Source organism: Microbacterium sp. F01 (assembly GCF_056156365.1).
Map to the genome: position 1 here is coordinate 489182 of NZ_CM149592.1, position 15805 is coordinate 504986.

The 15805-nt window shown below is 70.8% G+C and carries 11 protein-coding genes; 4 read left to right on the forward strand and 7 right to left on the reverse strand.

Going from position 1 to position 15805, the window contains the following annotated elements; genetic code table 11:
• Positions 1 to 6: 6 nt before the first annotated feature.
• The 3 genes from ACVN90_RS02165 to ACVN90_RS02175 all read left to right on the forward strand — a co-directional run bounded on the left by ACVN90_RS02165 (position 7) and on the right by ACVN90_RS02175 (position 8379).
• The gene (locus ACVN90_RS02165) at positions 7 to 5406 is read left to right on the forward strand and encodes a chitinase N-terminal domain-containing protein (protein ID WP_475100548.1); all 5400 of its coding nucleotides are present in this window, start codon (positions 7 to 9) and stop codon (positions 5404 to 5406) included.
• 222 nt (positions 5407 to 5628) lie between these two features.
• Positions 5629 to 7341, forward strand: a complete 1713-nt coding sequence (locus tag ACVN90_RS02170) for an IlvD/Edd family dehydratase (RefSeq protein WP_475100550.1) — start codon at positions 5629 to 5631, stop codon at positions 7339 to 7341.
• 30 nt (positions 7342 to 7371) lie between these two features.
• Positions 7372 to 8379 carry a zinc-dependent alcohol dehydrogenase gene (locus tag ACVN90_RS02175; protein ID WP_475100551.1) on the forward strand — a complete coding sequence of 336 codons (1008 nt, stop codon included), beginning with the start codon at positions 7372 to 7374 and terminating at the stop codon, positions 8377 to 8379.
• A gap of 58 nt (positions 8380 to 8437) precedes the next feature.
• On the opposite strand, the gene ACVN90_RS02180 is transcribed toward ACVN90_RS02175, so the two are convergent.
• From ACVN90_RS02180 to ACVN90_RS02190, 3 genes are all read right to left on the reverse strand, one after another.
• Positions 8438 to 8827: a DUF5684 domain-containing protein gene (locus ACVN90_RS02180; RefSeq protein WP_475100552.1), complete on the reverse strand. Its 390-nt coding sequence runs from the start codon at positions 8825 to 8827 to the stop codon at positions 8438 to 8440.
• Between the two features lie 88 nt (positions 8828 to 8915).
• Positions 8916 to 9086 (reverse strand): hypothetical protein, encoded by a 171-nt coding sequence (locus tag ACVN90_RS02185; protein ID WP_475100554.1) that lies wholly within the window; start codon positions 9084 to 9086, stop codon positions 8916 to 8918.
• Positions 9087 to 9265: 179 nt separating this feature from the next.
• Positions 9266 to 10678 carry an aminotransferase-like domain-containing protein gene (locus ACVN90_RS02190; protein ID WP_475100555.1) on the reverse strand — a complete coding sequence of 471 codons (1413 nt, stop codon included), beginning with the start codon at positions 10676 to 10678 and terminating at the stop codon, positions 9266 to 9268.
• Between ACVN90_RS02190 and ACVN90_RS02195 the strand changes: the two genes are divergently transcribed.
• Positions 10677 to 11618, forward strand: coding sequence for a DMT family transporter (locus ACVN90_RS02195; RefSeq protein WP_475100556.1), 942 nt, complete (start codon positions 10677 to 10679; stop codon positions 11616 to 11618). The genes ACVN90_RS02190 and ACVN90_RS02195 overlap by 2 nt on opposite strands.
• A 66-nt stretch (positions 11619 to 11684) precedes the next feature.
• Here the strand turns inward: ACVN90_RS02195 and ACVN90_RS02200 are convergent, their stop codons facing one another.
• The 4 genes from ACVN90_RS02200 to ACVN90_RS02215 all read right to left on the reverse strand — a co-directional run bounded on the left by ACVN90_RS02200 (position 11685) and on the right by ACVN90_RS02215 (position 15606).
• The gene (locus ACVN90_RS02200; RefSeq protein WP_475100557.1) at positions 11685 to 12155 is read right to left on the reverse strand and encodes an aldehyde dehydrogenase family protein; all 471 of its coding nucleotides are present in this window, start codon (positions 12153 to 12155) and stop codon (positions 11685 to 11687) included.
• Positions 12156 to 12313: 158 nt separating this feature from the next.
• Positions 12314 to 12844, reverse strand: coding sequence for an NADPH-dependent FMN reductase (locus ACVN90_RS02205; RefSeq protein ID WP_475100558.1), 531 nt, complete (start codon positions 12842 to 12844; stop codon positions 12314 to 12316).
• 24 nt (positions 12845 to 12868) lie between these two features.
• Positions 12869 to 14221, reverse strand: coding sequence for an LLM class flavin-dependent oxidoreductase (locus ACVN90_RS02210; protein WP_475100559.1), 1353 nt, complete (start codon positions 14219 to 14221; stop codon positions 12869 to 12871).
• Positions 14218 to 15606 carry an O-acetylhomoserine aminocarboxypropyltransferase/cysteine synthase family protein gene (locus ACVN90_RS02215; protein WP_475100560.1) on the reverse strand — a complete coding sequence of 463 codons (1389 nt, stop codon included), beginning with the start codon at positions 15604 to 15606 and terminating at the stop codon, positions 14218 to 14220. Before ACVN90_RS02215 ends, ACVN90_RS02210 begins: the two co-directional genes overlap by 4 nt.
• Positions 15607 to 15805: the final 199 nt, after the last annotated feature.

The following is a 15805-nucleotide window of genomic DNA, read 5'->3' on the forward strand; positions in this document are numbered from 1 at the left end:
CGACGGGTGCGCACGACGCTGGCGGCGGTGGTGACCGCTGCCGTGGTCGCGGCACCGCTCGCGGTGCCGGCCATGGCGCAGGCGGCGGGGGCGGACCCCGTCACCGTGAACGTCACCGGCGCCGACATCGCGGCGGCGGCGCAGAACAGGAACGGGCTCACGTTCAAGGGCTTCGGCGTGCTGTCGGCGAACTCCACGAGTGCCCTCCTGCTCGACTACAAGGCACAGCACCCCGACGCGTACTGGGAGCTCATCGAGACGCTGTTCGGCGGGGACCACCCCATCATGAACACCGTCAAGATCGAGATGGGCAACGACCGCAACACCTCGACGGGCCCGAACGCGTCGACGATGCGCACCCGTGACGAGTACCCGAACGTCCTGCGCGAGCCCGGCTTCCAGCTCGCCGCCGACGCGCAGCTCGTCGCCCACGGCGACGTGCACGTGAGCCTTCTGCGCTGGAATCGCCCGGCGTGGGTCGCGAATGACGCCGACCAGTACATCTGGTTCAAGAACACCGTGCTCGCCGCCTACCGCGAGTTCGGGGTCATGGTCGACTCGATCAACCCCGACACCAACGAGACCAGCAACCCGAACATCCAGCTCTACAAGACCTTCTCGGGCTGGCTGCGCGCCGACGACAAGGGCTACGAGGGTGCGACCGCAGCCGACCCGAACAGCGGCTTCGCGTCGGAGGAGGAGAAGAGCCTCTACCGCTCCATACAGACCATCGCGGCCGACACCGTGGGTACGCCGCCCGTCTCGTTCGGCAACGCGATGACCTCGGCCACCGACCCGTCGCTGCGTGACGCGGTCGACGTGGTCGGCTTCCACTACTCGAGCGCCGACGACAGCGCCGGCAACATGAAGAAGATCGCCGAGCAGCTCGACAAGGAGGTCTGGAACTCCGAGGGCCAGTCGACCTTCTCGAGCTCGGCCGACCGCCCGAACAACAACGCGAGCGACGAGCAGGGTGGCTTCGGAACGCAGTTCGGCGGCACCAACAGCGCGCTCGAGATGGGCAACTGGGTCACGACCGGCTTCACCGCGTCGCGGCGCACCATGAACATCTTCCAGCCGGCGATCGGCTCGTTCTACGACGGGTTCCAGTACTCGTCGAAGGAGCTCGTGAACGCCCGCGACCCGTGGTCGGGCTGGATGTACTACGACGGCGGCCTCGCCGTCATCGAGCACTTCACCCAGTTCGCGAAGCTCGGGTGGGAGAACACCGACAACACCGCCGGCATCTGGCGCGCGATCCCGAAGGCATCGGGCAGCGAGCTCGGCACGGGCAACCCGCCGAGCGGCGCGCGTGCGGGTGGGGCGTCGTACACGACGCTCGCGGCGCCCGACGCGTCGGACTTCTCGACCGTCATCATCAACGACTCGAAGTTCACCAAGACCTACCGCATCGTCGCCACGGACCTGAAGCTCGGCGCCGACCAGACGGGCGAGGTGTGGGAGACCCGTGCGGCCGACGCCGGGCAGGCCTACGACGCGAACTACCTGAAGCCGGTCGGCGAGGTCACGCCCGCCGCCGACGGCACGTACACCGTCACGGTCAAGCCGTGGTCGGCCGCCACCTTCACGACGCTCGACCATGCCACCGCTGGCGCGGGCGGGGCGCTCGCCGCCAAGGACGGCTTTGGCAGCGCGCTGCCGACGTCGAAGGAGTACACCGATGACGACGGCGGCCGTGATGTGCTCGACACCGACGCGAGCGGCAACGTCAACGGCGTGACCGACGACGCGTTCCTGTACGCCGACGACTTCGACTACGCCGAGCAGGGGAACATCAAGGACTACAACCCCGAGAGCGGTGAGCTCTCGGACGGGACGGTCTCGTTCCTCGACAGCCGCGGCAACCAGGCGAAGCCCGCGGGCACACCGGCGGTGCAGAACGAGGACAACGGCGCCACGCCCCGGTACACGAACGACACGAACGGCGCGTTCGAGTCTGTCGCGACGGCGGATGCCTCCCACGACCGTGTGCTCCGCCAGCAGGTCGGTCCGGGTATGGCCGGCGGCGCGTGGAACGGCGGCGACCCGAAGACGACGATCGGCGACGCCCGCTGGGCGAACTACACGGTCTCGTCCGACGTGCTGTTCGAGGCATCCGGATCCCAGTACGCGACGATCGGCGCGCGCGAGCAGGGAGGCACGGCCAACGGCCAGAGCGTCTCGGCGGCGGAGCTCAAGATCGACCCGACGGGCGCGTGGACGTTCATGCGGTTCGGCGCGACCCTCTCGACGGGCACCGTGGCGGGCAACGCCGCCGTGGCCTTCAAGACGGGCGCGGGCGTGTGGAACAACATCGCGGTGAAGGTGGCTGGATCGGTGTACACGGCTTACGTGAACGGCGTGGAGATCGCGTCGTACACGGATGCTGCGCCCCAGGCGACCGGTCGCATCCAGCTGGGTTCGAGCTTCACCTTCGTGCAGTTCGACAACCTCAAGGTCGAGACGGTGCCCGGGTTCACGCCGTACTACGCCGCCATGATCGATGGGATGCACCAGACGAGCTGGGCGGACCGCTCGGTGCCGGTGCTGCAGTTCGACAAGAACTGGAGCCACGCCAACGGCCAGGGCATGTTCGAGTGGCAGCGCACCGCCTCGAAGAGCACGGCGAAGGGCGCGTCGATGACGTACTCCTTCACGGGCACGGGCCTCGACATCATCGGCACCAACGCCGGCACCACGACCCTCGACGTGGTCGTCGACGGCGTGCAGGTCGAGGCCGCGGCGCCGACGTTCGCCGCGGGCAGCGAGCGCACCACGTTCATCCTCCGGGGCCTCGAGAACGGCCCGCACACGGTGGTCATCAAGACCGCGAACGATGCTTCGATCAACGTCGACGCCGTGGGCGTGGTCACCGCGACGGCCGACGCGGCGAAGGCCGACACCACCGCGCTCGCCGCGGCGGCCGACGCAGTGAGGGCCCTCGATGAGGGCGAGTACAGCGCCGAGACGTGGGCGGTGTTCGCGGCCGTGAAGGCGAACGCGACCGCGGCGCTCGACGACCCGGCGGCCTACGGTCTCGACACCGAGGGCGCGGCGGCGCTCGCGGCTCGCTTGACGGCGGCCGCGGACGGCCTCGTGCCGAAGGACGTCAGCCCCGACGTGCTCGAACTGGGTGTCGTGACCATCACGTCGGCCGACCGCACGCTGCCCGCGAAGCTCGACCTCGCCGGTACCGAGGCGAAGGTCACATGGAGCCTCGCGTCGACGACGAGCGCGAAGACCGTCGCCGAGCTCGGCACGTTCCTGGCGAGCGGCCGCTCGACCGAGAAGCTGTCGTCGGGCCTGTACCAGCGGTTCAGCGCCTCGGTGCTCGTCGTGCCCGCCGACCTCGCGTACTTCATCGACTCGGGCGCCGCCGGTGCGCCGGCCGGATCGGCGTACGCCGGTGTCGCAGCATCCGTCCCTGATCTGCTGAACGACACCAGCGACCAGAAGTGGGACGGCACGACCGCCGGTGAGACGTGGGGCTACTCGACCACGGCGACCACGATCGCGGCCGGATCGCCGGGCGACTGGGGCTCGTCGTACGTGGGCGCGGACTACAACAAGCCGGTCACGTACCACCTGACGCTGTCCGCGGGCTCGTACAACGTCGTCGCCGTCCAGGCGCCGCGTGCGGGGCTCACGACCAACGTCTACGCGAAGGTGAAGGCTGCCGGCACCGAGACCACGAAGACCGCGACGTCGACGGGATCGGCCACGCCGGTCGCCCAGACGCTCACGCTCGACGCGGATGCCGTGGTCGACGTCGAGTTCGGGACCCAGGGCACGAGCGGGTACAACGCCCGCCTCGCGCTCGTCTACGTGCAGAGCCTGCCGCGCGAACTCGGCGTGCAGGGTGCGCTGACCGTCGAGGAGGAGCTTCCCGAGACGGTGACGGTCGCCGGCGCCGAGAAGGCCGTGGAATGGGATGCCGCGTCCGCCGAGCAGCCGCGCACGGTGTACGGCAAGCTCACCCTCACGGGTCGCCTCGTCGACACCGACCAGGCCGTCGTCGCGGGCTACGAGATCGTCCCGCCGGCGCTGGTGTACTACATCGACTCGGGCACGAGCGGAGCAGCTTCGCCGCAGTACGCCGCCGTCGCCGGATCGGTGAGCCTGCGGAACTCCACCGTCGACGAGGTCTCGACATCTCCAGATCAGTGGGGCTACGTCGCCGACGGCATGAAGACGAAGGGCACCACCGACATCAACGACAAGTACTCGACGGGTCTGTACCAGGACACGACGAAGCTCGTGTACCGTCTGCCCCTCGACGCGGGGACGTACACCCTGACGGGCGGGTTCACCGAATGGTGGGGTCTGAACCGCGCGATGTACCAGACGGTGTCGGTCGGCGGCACCGAGCTCGCCAAGGGCACCGTCCCGCTGTCTGGATCGAGCGGGCCGGTCGCCGCGCCGCTGACGTTCACGCTGACCGCTCCGGCCACCGTCGACTACCTCGTCACCAACGAGGGCGCCGGCGCCGAGAAGCCCGTCATCTCGTGGCTCGCCGTGGCCGATGAGACGCTCCCCGGCGCGCCGCAGAACGTGACGGCGGCGCTCGCGGGCGACACATCGATCACGGTCGAGTGGGATGCCGCGGCCCTCACTGGTCCGGGATTCACGGGCTACCGCGTGTACGAGGCCGGCGGCACCGACCCGGTGTGCGAGACGAGCAGCACCAGCTGCACCGTCCGGGCGCTCGAGCTCGGCACGACCCACGCGTACGAGGTCGCGGGCGTGAACGCACTCGGCGAGGGCGAGCGGTCGGCGGCGACGGCGTCCGTCACCCTCCCGGAGGTCGCGTCGAACGACGGAGCGAAGACGGCTCCCGCCAAGGGCGTGCTCTCGTCGAACGACGGGTGGGACACCGGCCTCAAGGACGGCACGTTCCAGCTGACGATGAACCTGTGGTGGGGCGAGAACGGCTCGCTGTTCAAGCTCTACCGCGACGGCGAGCTCGTCGCCAAGGTGCCGCTCACGATGATGACGCCCGGTGCGCAGACCGCGGTCGTCGACATCACGGGCCTCACCAACGGCACCTACGTGTTCACCGGTGAGCTGGTCAACTCGAAGGGCACCACCGCGACGCAGCCGCTCACCGTGAAGGTGACGGATGCTGCGCCCGGCAAGCCCGTCCTGTCGACCGACGTCAAGAACGGTGCGGCGTCGTACACCGTCACGGCCGACCTGTGGTGGGGAACCAACGCCACCTCGTACCGGTTCCTCGAGAACGGCGTCGAGGTCGGCGCGGGCGACCTGAAGGCGGCGACGCCCGGCGCGCAGCGCGCGACCCTGCCGGTGTCGGGCAAGGCCAAGGGGACGTACACCTACACGGTGGAGTTCACGAACGCCGCCGGCACCACGGTGAGCGCACCGCTCAAGGTGACAGTTTCGAAGTAGTCCGGAGACGGATGCCTCGGCCCGGCGCTTCGGCATCGGGCCGAGGCATCCGTGTTCGTGGTCGCCTCCCGGGCCGCCCGCGCTTCAACAGGTCAACCGGGCTTCGGTAGGACCGGTTCCCGTGCAGATCTCGTGTGGAAGCCCGGTTGACCTGTTGGCGGAGGTTTCGGGCAGGATGGCGGAAGCGCCTGCTCTTGCCGCGGGCGAGGATGAGGGTCGACGGTGACGCTGCGCAGCTCGCATTGGTATTCGGGCGACGACCGGAACGCGTACATCCACCGGGCGTGGATGCGGCGGGGTGTGCCGGATTCGACGTTCACGGGGCGGCCGCAGATCGCGATCGCGAACACCGCGTCGGACCTCACGCCGTGCAATGCGCACCTGAGCGAGGTCGCGCAGTCGGTGAAGAACGGCATCTACGAGGCGGGCGGCATCCCGCTGGAGCTGCCTGTCGTATCGCTCGGTGAGACCAACGTCCGCCCGACGGCGATGCTGTGGCGCAACATGGCGGCGATGGCGACCGAGGAGATGCTGCGCGCCAACCCGATCGACGGGGTGGTGCTGCTGGGCGGCTGCGACAAGACGATCCCGTCGCTGCTCATGGCCGCGGCATCCGTCGATCTTCCCGCCGTGGTGGTTCCCGGCGGACCGATGCTCACCGGCCACTTCCGCAACGAGGCTCTCGGCTGTGGCACCGATGTGTGGCGGCTGAGCGAGGAGGTGCGCGCGGGGACGCTCTCGGAGGCGATGTTCCTGAAGTCCGAGTCGTCCATGATCCGCTCCAAGGGCCACTGCAACACGATGGGCACCGCGTCGACGATGGCGCTGGTCGCCGAGGCGCTGGGCACGGTGGTCCCCGGTCTCGCCGGCACACCCGCCCCCGACGCGCGGCTCCTCGAGGCCGCGCACCTGACCGGCGCGCTCGCGGTGGGGTTGGTCGCGGAGGATCGCCGCCCGTCGACGTTCCTCACGAAGGCGAACTTCCACAACGCGATCGTCGCGCTCGCCGCGATCGGCGGGTCCACCAATGCGGTCGTGCACCTGCTCGCGATCGCCGGACGGCTGGGCATCGACCTCACGATCGACGACTTCGACCGCATCGGCGCGGAGGTGCCGCTGCTGGTCAACCTGCAGCCCGCCGGGCGATACCTGATGGACGACCTGTTCCGCGCCGGCGGGTTCCTCGCCGTGATGCGCGAGGTGCGCGACCTGCTCGACCCGTCCGCGCTCACCATCACCGGTCGCCCGTTCGTCGAATACCTCGACGACGCGCAGATCTGGGACGCCGACGTCATCACGCCGCGCGACAACCCGCTGCAGCCGCACGCCGGCATCTCGGTGCTGCGCGGCTCGCTCGCCCCGGGCGGCGCGATCATCAAACCCGCCGCCGCATCGCCGCACCTGCTCAAGCACCGGGGCCGTGCGGTGGTGTTCGACTCGATCGAGGACTTCCATGCCCGCGTCGACGACCCCGAACTCGACGTCGACGAGAACTCCGTGATGGTGCTGCGCGGCTGCGGACCGAAGGGCTACCCGGGTATGCCCGAGGTGTCGAACATGCCGCTGCCGACCAAGCTCCTGGCACGCGGCATCCGTGACATCGTCCGCATCTGCGACGGCCGCATGTCGGGCACCGCCTACGGCACCGTCGTGCTGCACGTCACCCCCGAGGCCGCCGCGGGCGGCCCGCTCGCGCTCGTGCAGACGGGCGACTGGATCGAACTCGATGTGCGCGCCCGTCGCCTCGACCTCGACGTGCCGGCGGAGGAACTGGCGAGTCGGATGCCGAACCAGGCCACCGTCGACGGCTACGCGAATCCACGGCGGGGGTGGGAGCGCCTCTACGTCGACCACGTGCTGCAGGCCGACCGGGGCGCCGACCTCGACTTCCTGGTCGGCGCTTCGGGCTCGGAGGTGACCCGTGAGTCCCACTGAACCTGCGCTCCGGCGCGGGTGGACCCGGCGATGAGGGCGCTCGTGATCACGGCGCCGCATCGCGCCGAGATCCAGGACGTACCCGAGCCCGAGCCTGCGGCGGGCGAGGTCATCGTCGACGTGCACCGCGCGGGCATCTGCGGCACCGACGTCGAGTTCTTCACCGGCGAGATGGCCTACCTCCACGCCGGCCACGCCTCGTACCCGATGCGTATCGGCCACGAGTGGATGGGCACCATCACGGACGTCGGCGCCGGCGTCGATCCCGCCTGGATCGGGACACGGGTCACGGGCGACACCATGCTCGGCTGCGGGGCGTGCCGTCGCTGCGAGCACGGCCGGCAGCACGTGTGCGAGAACCGGCTCGAACTCGGCATCCGCGGCGGGAAGGCCGGCGCGCTCGCCGAGAAGGTCGCGACGCCGGCCTCGTCGCTGCACCGGCTGCCCGACCGCGTCGACGACGCGAGGGGAGCGATGGTCGAGCCCGGCGGCAACGCCTTCCGGGCTGTCCAGGGCGCGGCGCTGCATCCCGGCGATCGCTGCCTGGTGCTCGGTCCCGGAACGATCGGTCTGCTGAGCGCCATGTTCGCCCGTGCCGCCGGCGCCGAGGTGCACCTCCTCGCACGCGACGACCGCGCCCTCGCGTTCACGCGGTCGCTCGGCTTCGACCACATCTGGACCCAGGAGCGGATGCCGCAGCTGGCGTGGGACGCCGTGATCGAGGCATCCAACGCCCCGCAGCTTCCCGCGAAGGCGCTCGAGCTGGTCGAGCCGGGCGGGCGGGTCGTGTACATCGGCCTGGCCGGAACGCCCAGCCTCATCGACACCCGCGACCTGGCGCTGAAGGACGTGACGGCCGTCGGCGTGCTCAGCGCGTCACCGGGCCTCGCCGGCACGATCGATGCGTACGCCGCCGGCGTGGTGGACCCGCGGCCGCTCATCGCCGCGACCGTGGCGCTGGACGAGCTGCCCGCGATCCTCGCCGGCGAGCGGCCGGAGGGCGCAGGTCCCGGGCCGAAGTTCCACGTCGCGCTGTGAGTGCAGACGGGAACACCCCGGCCGCAGCCGGGGTGTTCGCTCAGTCAGCGGAGTGGGCTCAGGCGGGCTTGGTGTAGGTGTCGTTGCTGAAGCCCGTGATGAAGTAGCCGATCGGGTTGAGCAGGAACAGCAGGAAGAACGAGAATGCGCCGCCGTGGCCGAAGGCCCGGCCGTTGCGGAAGGCGACGATGATCGCGAGCACGATGTTGGCGATCGGCACGAACCACAGCAGTCCGAGCCAGGCCGAGTAGCCGGCGACCTTGACGAGCACGAACAGGTTCACGATCGGGATGATCGCGAGCCATCCCGGGTAGCCGGCCTTCGTGAACGTCTTCCAGTAGGCGGCGATGGTGGCCACCCAGTAGATGAGGCCGACGACCACGTAGCCGAAAACGGCGGCGGACGAGACGCCCTGATTGATGGGTTCGATGTCAGAGAGCAAGATCATGCGCTGAGCGTATTGGGTGCGGCGGTGCCGGCCTCGCATTGGTGCCCGTCGGTCACGGGACCTCGGTGTCGTTGCCGGGTGGCGGATCTCAGCGGCCGATGCCCCAGAGGCGGTTCGTCTGGGCGTGCGCAGCGAGGAGGTCTTCGCGGGCCGCCTCGAGCGCGCGCTGGGCGTCGATGAACGCGTCCCGCGCCTCGACGAGGCGGATGGGGACGCCGTCGTCGAGACTCCCGATGCTGAAGCTGTGCGTCCACGACATGGCATGCTCCTCTCGCGCGAGCCGGATCTCGGCGCGCCCCTCAACCGGCGGGAAAGTGTCTCCCGAAGCCGTGTCACGACGCTAGACAGCAGCATCCGTCCCGTCCACGGTGCCGTGAAACACCAGGACACGGGCCGTAACGCGCGTAGACGCGGGTGCGCTTCCGGCCGGGGAGCTGGTCACCCGGCGAGCTGCGCGAGCACCTCGCCGAGGATGCGTGCCGCGTCGGGGAAGCGGCGGGGGTCGTCGCTGGAGTAATTGAGGCGGATGAACGGGCCCGATGGTTCGGCCGGGAACCACTCGTCGCCTGCCACGACGATGAGGCCGCGGGCCTCCGCCTCGCGCACGACGAGGCCCGCGTCCGTGCCGTCGGGAAGGCGCGCCCAGAGGTTCAGCCCGCCACCCGGGGTCGTCTCGATGTGGGCGGTGGGCGCGTGCTCGCGCAGACTGTCGAGCAGGAGATCGCGGCGGCTGCGCAGCTGCCCGCGCAGCCCCTTGAGGTGCGTGCGCCACGACGGCTGGGTGACGACGTCGAGCGCCGCGGCCTGCAGCAGGCCGCTGACGTACATCGACTCCGCCGCGCGATCGGTGAGGATGCGCTCGCGCGCGGGGCCCCGGGCGATGACGGCCGCGACCCGCAGTGCGGGCGAAACGCTCTTGGTGAGCGAGCGGAGGTAGATGACCTGGCCGTCGTCGTCTTGTGCGGCGATCGGGCGCGGATCGGCGTCGATCGCGAGATCGTGGGCCCAGTCGTCCTCGATGAGGAAAGCACCGCGCCGGCGCACGATCTCGAGGATCGCCTCGGAGGTCGCTTTCGGCCACTGCGCGCCGGTCGGGTTCGCGAACGTCGGCTGCGCGTAGAAGGCGCGGGCGCCGGTGCGCTCCAGCGCCCGCTCGACCTCGTCGGGGTCGGGTCCGTGCGGTCCGGACGGCACCGGCACGAGGGTCACGCCCGCCTGTTCGGCGGCGAGCATCGCACCCCAGTACGTGGGTGACTCGATGACGAGCGGCTGCCCTGTGCCGACGACCGCGCGGAAGATCGACGACAGTCCGCTTTGACTGCCCGAGATGATCAGCACGTCGCGAGCGGTCGGAGGGGTGACGCCGGCGGGGGCGGCGGTGGCGAGCTCGTGGGCGAACCAGTCCTGCAGCTCGGGCATCCCGGTCACCGGCGAGCGGGTGATCGCGGCACTCGAGCGCGCTGCGCGGGTGACGGCCGCGCGCACCGCGCGTTCGGGAAGGAGATCGGATGCCGGGTACCCCGAGTGCAGGCCGATGGCATCGGGCGCGACCGACCGCTGCGTCGACGACAGCATCGACACGCGCGCCTGCGGAGTGCCCAGCGCCGCGGTCTGCCAGCCGTAATCCGCGGGTCGCGCCGGGCGCAGCGCGCGGACGAACGTGCCGACGCCGGGTCGGCTCTCGATGAGCCCGGCCTCGATGAGCCGCCGCATCGCCTTCTGCACGGTGACCGGGCTCGCCGCGTACTCGGCGACCAGCGCGCGGTTGGACGGCAGCTGCGCTCCGGGCGGGGCGGCCGCGATCCACGCTCGAAGACCCGTCATGATCCGGGTGGTGCTATCCTGACTCATGACAGAACAGAGTAGCGCTACTCTCCGGAAACCGACAGTGCTACCCCGCGTCGAAGGGCTCGGCTGGGGATTCGTCGGCATCGTCGCGTTCTCCTTCACGCTGCCGTTCACACGCGTGGCGGTCGGGGGACTGTCGCCGCTGTTCATCGGGTGCGGCCGGGCCGTCGTCGCCGCCCTGCTCGCGGCGCTGGTGCTCTCGATCGTGCGGCACCGGCGGCCGGCTGCCGTTCCGCTGCCCAGCCGTGCGCAGTGGGCGCGGCTGGCGGTCGTCGCCGTCGGCGTGGTGGTCGGCTTCCCGCTGCTCACGTCGTTCGCGCTGGTCTCGGTGCCCGCGAGCCACGCGGTCGTGGTGATCGGACTGCTCCCCGCCGCGACGGCGGTGATGGCGGTGCTGCGCGGCCGGGAGCGGCCCACGGCGTCGTTCTGGGTGTTCGCGGTGCTCGGCGCGGTCGCGGCCATGGCGTTCGCAACGCTCCAGAACGGCGGACTCGGCGCCCTGCACGAGGCCGACCTGCTGCTCTTCCTCGCGGTGCTGCTGTGCGCCCTCGGTTACGCCGAGGGCGGCCTGCTCGCCCGCGAACTGGGCGCGTGGCAGACGGTCTCGTGGGCGCTCGTGCTGGCGTCGCCGCTCATGATCGCGGGCGCGCTCGCGGGTTGGCTCCAGCAGCCGCCGCACGCCTCGCCGGTCGAATGGGCGGCGTTCGCCTACCTCGCGGTCGTGAGCATGTTCCTCGGTTTCTTCGCCTGGTACCGGGGCCTCGCGATCGGCCCCATCGCCCAGGTCAGCCAGGTGCAGCTGGTCCAGCCGGTTCTCGGCATCCTGTGGTCCGCGCTGCTGCTGCACGAGTCGATCGGGCTGCCCACCCTGCTCGGCGGCCTCGCCGTCATCGCCTGCGCCGGGCTCGCCGTGCGCACCCGCCTCACCCGGAAGGACGCCTGATGCGCCACACGCCCCACATCGCCGGGCGCAACCCCTCGTTGGCGCAGGCGATGCGGGCCGTGGAGGTCAGCGGCTGATGACCTTCGGTGCCGCGACGGCCTTGAGGCCGGCGACGCCGAACTCCTGGCCGTAGCCGGAGGCCTTGGTGCCGCCGAACGGCACCATCGGGTTCAGGCCGCCGTGTCCGTTGATCCAGACCGTACCCGCCTGCAGGCGCTTGGCGACCTCGACGGCGACCTCGACGTCGGCCGACCACACGGAGGCGCCGAGGCCCTGCTCCGAGGCGTTCGCGCGGCGGACGGCGTCGTCGACGTCGGAGTAGCGGATCACCGGGATGACGGGGCCGAACTGCTCCTCGTCGACCAGTCGTGCGCCGTCCTCGATGTCGGCGACGACGGTGGCGCGGTAGAACAGCGGGCCGAGCTCGGGGGCGGGCTCGCCGCCGACGACGACGCGCGCTCCGCGGTCGCGCGCGTCGTCGACGAGGCCGCGCACGATGTCGAACTGCTTCTCGTTCTGAAGCGGGCGTACTCTCACGGCGCCGAGTCGGCCCGTCTCGTCGGTTCCCACAAGAGAAGGGGCAGCAGCGGCCGACTCGGCGCGGCAGCATGGCGGAGGACGCGTCGCGAGCGGTCCGCAGTCGGCCGGTCGCGGCGCTTTCGGTCACGGAAACGGCGGGAGGCGCCGACTCGCGCTCAGCCCGCGCGCACCGGCTCGGCCGGGACGCCGAGCGCCGGCGCGACACGCGGCCACTCGGTCTCGAGCCACGTCGCGATGATCTCCTTGCGGCGATCGGTCTCTCCGGCGGGGAACGCGATGCCGCGCGTCGGCGTCGAGGCTCCGAGCTCGACGAGGAGCGGCCGCAGGCCGTGTTCGACGGCGAGTGCGTGGCCGGGGCCGCCGATCGTGAGCAGAGGAATGGCCGTGACGCCGGCGAGCCCGTTCGCGCCGTAGCGGTCGAGGAACGCCTTGAGCAGGCCGGTGTACGTCGCCTTGTACGTCGGGCTTGCGACGATGAGCACGGCGGCGTTCGCGACCCGTTCGAGCAGCGCGTCGATCTCGGCGTCGGGAAAGCGGAAGAGCGAGCCGGCCACGTCGGCCAGGTCGATCGTCGGCTCGATGTCGGCGCCGCTGCGTTCTGCCAGCTGGTGCGCGACCTCCTCCGCGACCAGGCGCGTGCGCGACGCGGACTGCGGGTTTCCGACGAGGACGACGATCGATGGCATGGCGTTCCTTTCGAGAGGTGGAGCTCAGAAGGCGGACAGGTTGGCGCGCAGCCCGCCGTCGGCGTAGTCGGTGCGCAGGATCCCGCGGCGGCGAAGGATCGGCACGAGCTCGTCGAGGGCGCGATGGATCGTGACGGGGTGCAGGTCGCCCGAGAAGATGACGCCGTCGTTGTCGGCGTCGTCGCCGAGCGCCTCGATGACGTCGGCGATCTCGTCGGCGGTGCCCACGGTCCCACCGATGCCGTCGGTGACGTCGGTGACGCGGCCCAGGCGCGCCTTGCCGGTGAGGATGTCGCGCAGTGGCACGTCGTCGAACGAGTCGAACGTCCCCTGCAGGCCCCGGATCGTGCCTTTCGAGACGTGCTCGCCGAAGATCGCCGGGTCGAGGGGGCGATCGAGGTCGAGCGCCGTGAGGTCGGTCTCGAGGTCGCTCGACCACGCCTCGGCGACCTCGCGCAGCACCGTGTCGTCAGGCGACGCGGATGCCGCCACGATGCGATCGGCCTCCTCGCGACTCGCCGCGACGATGGGCTTGAAGACGAACAGCACCTGGACGTCGGAGGGGTCGCGGCCGTTCTCGACCGCCGCGGCGTGCACGCGAGCGCGGTACGCGCGAATGCTCTCGGGATCGAGGTTCGACAGCGCCAACTGGATCTGCGAGTTCGCACCCGCGAAGCCGAGACCGCGCGGCGACCCGCCCGGCGACGCGACCACGGGATCGCCGCTCTCGCCGTTCGGTCCGGATGGGAGGGGCTCGGCGTTCAGCGGTCCGTCGAACGAGAAGTACTCACCACGGTGCTGCACCGCGGTGATCTTGGAGCCGTCGGCGTAGATCTGCGTCGCCGGATCAGCGATGAGGGCATCGTCGCCCCAGCTGTGCCAGAGCATCCGCAGCGCGTCGAGCCACTCCTGGGCCCGGTCATAGGCCGCGTCGTGCGACAAGCGGTCGAGCCCGAAGTGGTGGGCGCTGCCCACATCGGTCACGACGTTGAGGCCGAGGCGGCTCGAGCTGAGGTGCTGCAGCGACGCGAACTGCCGCGCGGCGAGGTACGGCGGGTAAGCGCCGGCGTTCACGGTCGGGATGACGCCCAGGTGACGCGTCGCGGCGAAGAGGTACGGCGCGAGTGTCCAGGGGTCGTGCTTCGGCCCCCCGTACGCCTTCCGCACGCGCAGGTTCAGGGTCTCTGGCGTGATGCCCACCGACAGCGCGTCTTCGATGAGCACGAAGTCGAAGCCCGCCTGCTCGAGGTCGCGCGCGGACTGCTGATACAGGTCGGGCTTCTGCCAGGCGTAGTTCCACTCGTAGTAAGGGCGGGCCCAGCCGTGTGGGCCGAAGCCGCGCGAGAGGAACCAGCCGAAGTGCTGCGGACGGGTCATGACGCTCCCACGGTGCTCAGAAGGTCGGTGGCCAGGGCGGCGGCCAGGGCGTGATCGAGATCGGCGATGAGGTCGTCGGCATCCTCGAGGCCGATCGACAGACGCAGCAGACCGGGGCCGATGCCGCGCGCGGCCAGCTGCTCGCCGTCACGCAGCACGTGCGTGGTCGTCGCCGGGTGCAGCACGAGCGACCGCACGTCGCCGAGGTGCGTCATCCGTGTGAACAGTCGCAGCGCGTCACTGAACACGCGCGCGGACTCGAGGCCCCCGCGCAGGGTGACCGCGAAGACCGAGCCCTGACCGTTCGGCAGGTACCGCCGCGCGAGCGCGTGGTGGGGGCTCGACGCCAGCCCGCTGTAGTCGACGGATTCGACGCCGGGGTGCTGTTCGAGCCACCGCGCGATGGTCAGCGCGGTCGCCGACTGCCGCTGCACCCTCAGCGACAGCGTCTCGACGCCCTGCAGGATCAGGAACGCGTTGAGCGGCGACGGGGCGGGGCCGTACCGCATCGCGACGCGTCGGGAGAACTCGAGGAACGCGGTGCGCGGTGCCCGCTCGGCGTACGTCAGCCCGTCGAGGCCGCGCTCTCGCGCGAGCTGGGGGTAGGCGTCCGCGTGGTCCGCCCACGGGAACGTGCCGCCGTCGACGACGACCCCGCCGAGCACGGTGCCGTGGCCGGCGAGGAACTTGCTGGCCGAGTGCACGACGATGTCCGCGCCGTGCTCGAGCGGGCGCAGCAGGTACGGCGTCGCGAGCGTGTTGTCGACCACGAGCGGCACGCCGTGCTGGTGCGCCACGTCGGCGAGCCCGGCGACGTCGAGCACGTCGTTCTTCGGATTGGGGATCGATTCCGCGAACACGAGTTTCGTGCGAGGACGGATGCCGCGGCCCCACGCCGCGAGATCGTTGGGGTCGTCGACGAAATCGACGACGATGCCGAGCCGAGCGAGGTCGTCGCGCAGCAGTTCGCGGGTGCCCTCGTAGATGCTGGACGACGCCAGCACGTGGTCGCCGGCGGAGACCAGCGAGAGGATCGTCGTGGTCACGGCCGCCTGGCCGCTCGCGACGAGGAGCGCGCCCACGCCCGACTCGAGGTCGGCGATGCGCTGCTCGGCCGCGGCGTTGGTGGGGTTGCCGACGCGTGTATAGCTGAAGCCGTCGTCCGTGCCCGCGAATCGGCCGTGGGCCTGCGCGAAGTCTTCGAACTCGAATCCCGCGGTGAGGTAGATCGGCGTCGCGCGAGGCCGGTGCGGGCCCACCGGCCGGTCGCCGGCGTGCAGCTGACGCGTGGTGAACCCCAGGCGCGCAGAAGGCAGCGCCTCCAGGCCGCCCGCGTTTGCGCGCAGCGTCGGGCGCTCGTGCGCGGGCGGGTCGTTCTCGGGCATGGGGTCACGCTAGGCGCATCGGCCACCCCGATCCGCCCTCGCCGTCATCCGGCGTCCCTCGACGACACGCGACGTCATTCGGGGGTCTGCGCCGCTCGGCGGTCGCACCAAGGGGTGCCCCGCCAGTACCTGTCACAGCAGGAACTCCCGCCGCAGCGGCGCGGAGCGGATGCTCGAACCACCACCCTGAGAAGGAGAG

Coding starts and splice junctions, on each gene's coding strand:
- ACVN90_RS02210 (WP_475100559.1), bottom strand. CDS start 14,221: ATGACCCGTCCGCAGCACTTCGGCTGGTTCCTCTCGCGCGGCTTCGGC.
- ACVN90_RS02215 (WP_475100560.1), bottom strand. CDS start 15,606: ATGCCCGAGAACGACCCGCCCGCGCACGAGCGCCCGACGCTGCGCGCA.
- ACVN90_RS02195 (WP_475100556.1), top strand. CDS start 10,677: ATGACAGAACAGAGTAGCGCTACTCTCCGGAAACCGACAGTGCTACCC.
- ACVN90_RS02205 (WP_475100558.1), bottom strand. CDS start 12,844: ATGCCATCGATCGTCGTCCTCGTCGGAAACCCGCAGTCCGCGTCGCGC.
- ACVN90_RS02190 (WP_475100555.1), bottom strand. CDS start 10,678: ATGAGTCAGGATAGCACCACCCGGATCATGACGGGTCTTCGAGCGTGG.
- ACVN90_RS02185 (WP_475100554.1), bottom strand. CDS start 9,086: ATGTCGTGGACGCACAGCTTCAGCATCGGGAGTCTCGACGACGGCGTC.
- ACVN90_RS02180 (WP_475100552.1), bottom strand. CDS start 8,827: ATGATCTTGCTCTCTGACATCGAACCCATCAATCAGGGCGTCTCGTCC.
- ACVN90_RS02175 (WP_475100551.1), top strand. CDS start 7,372: ATGAGGGCGCTCGTGATCACGGCGCCGCATCGCGCCGAGATCCAGGAC.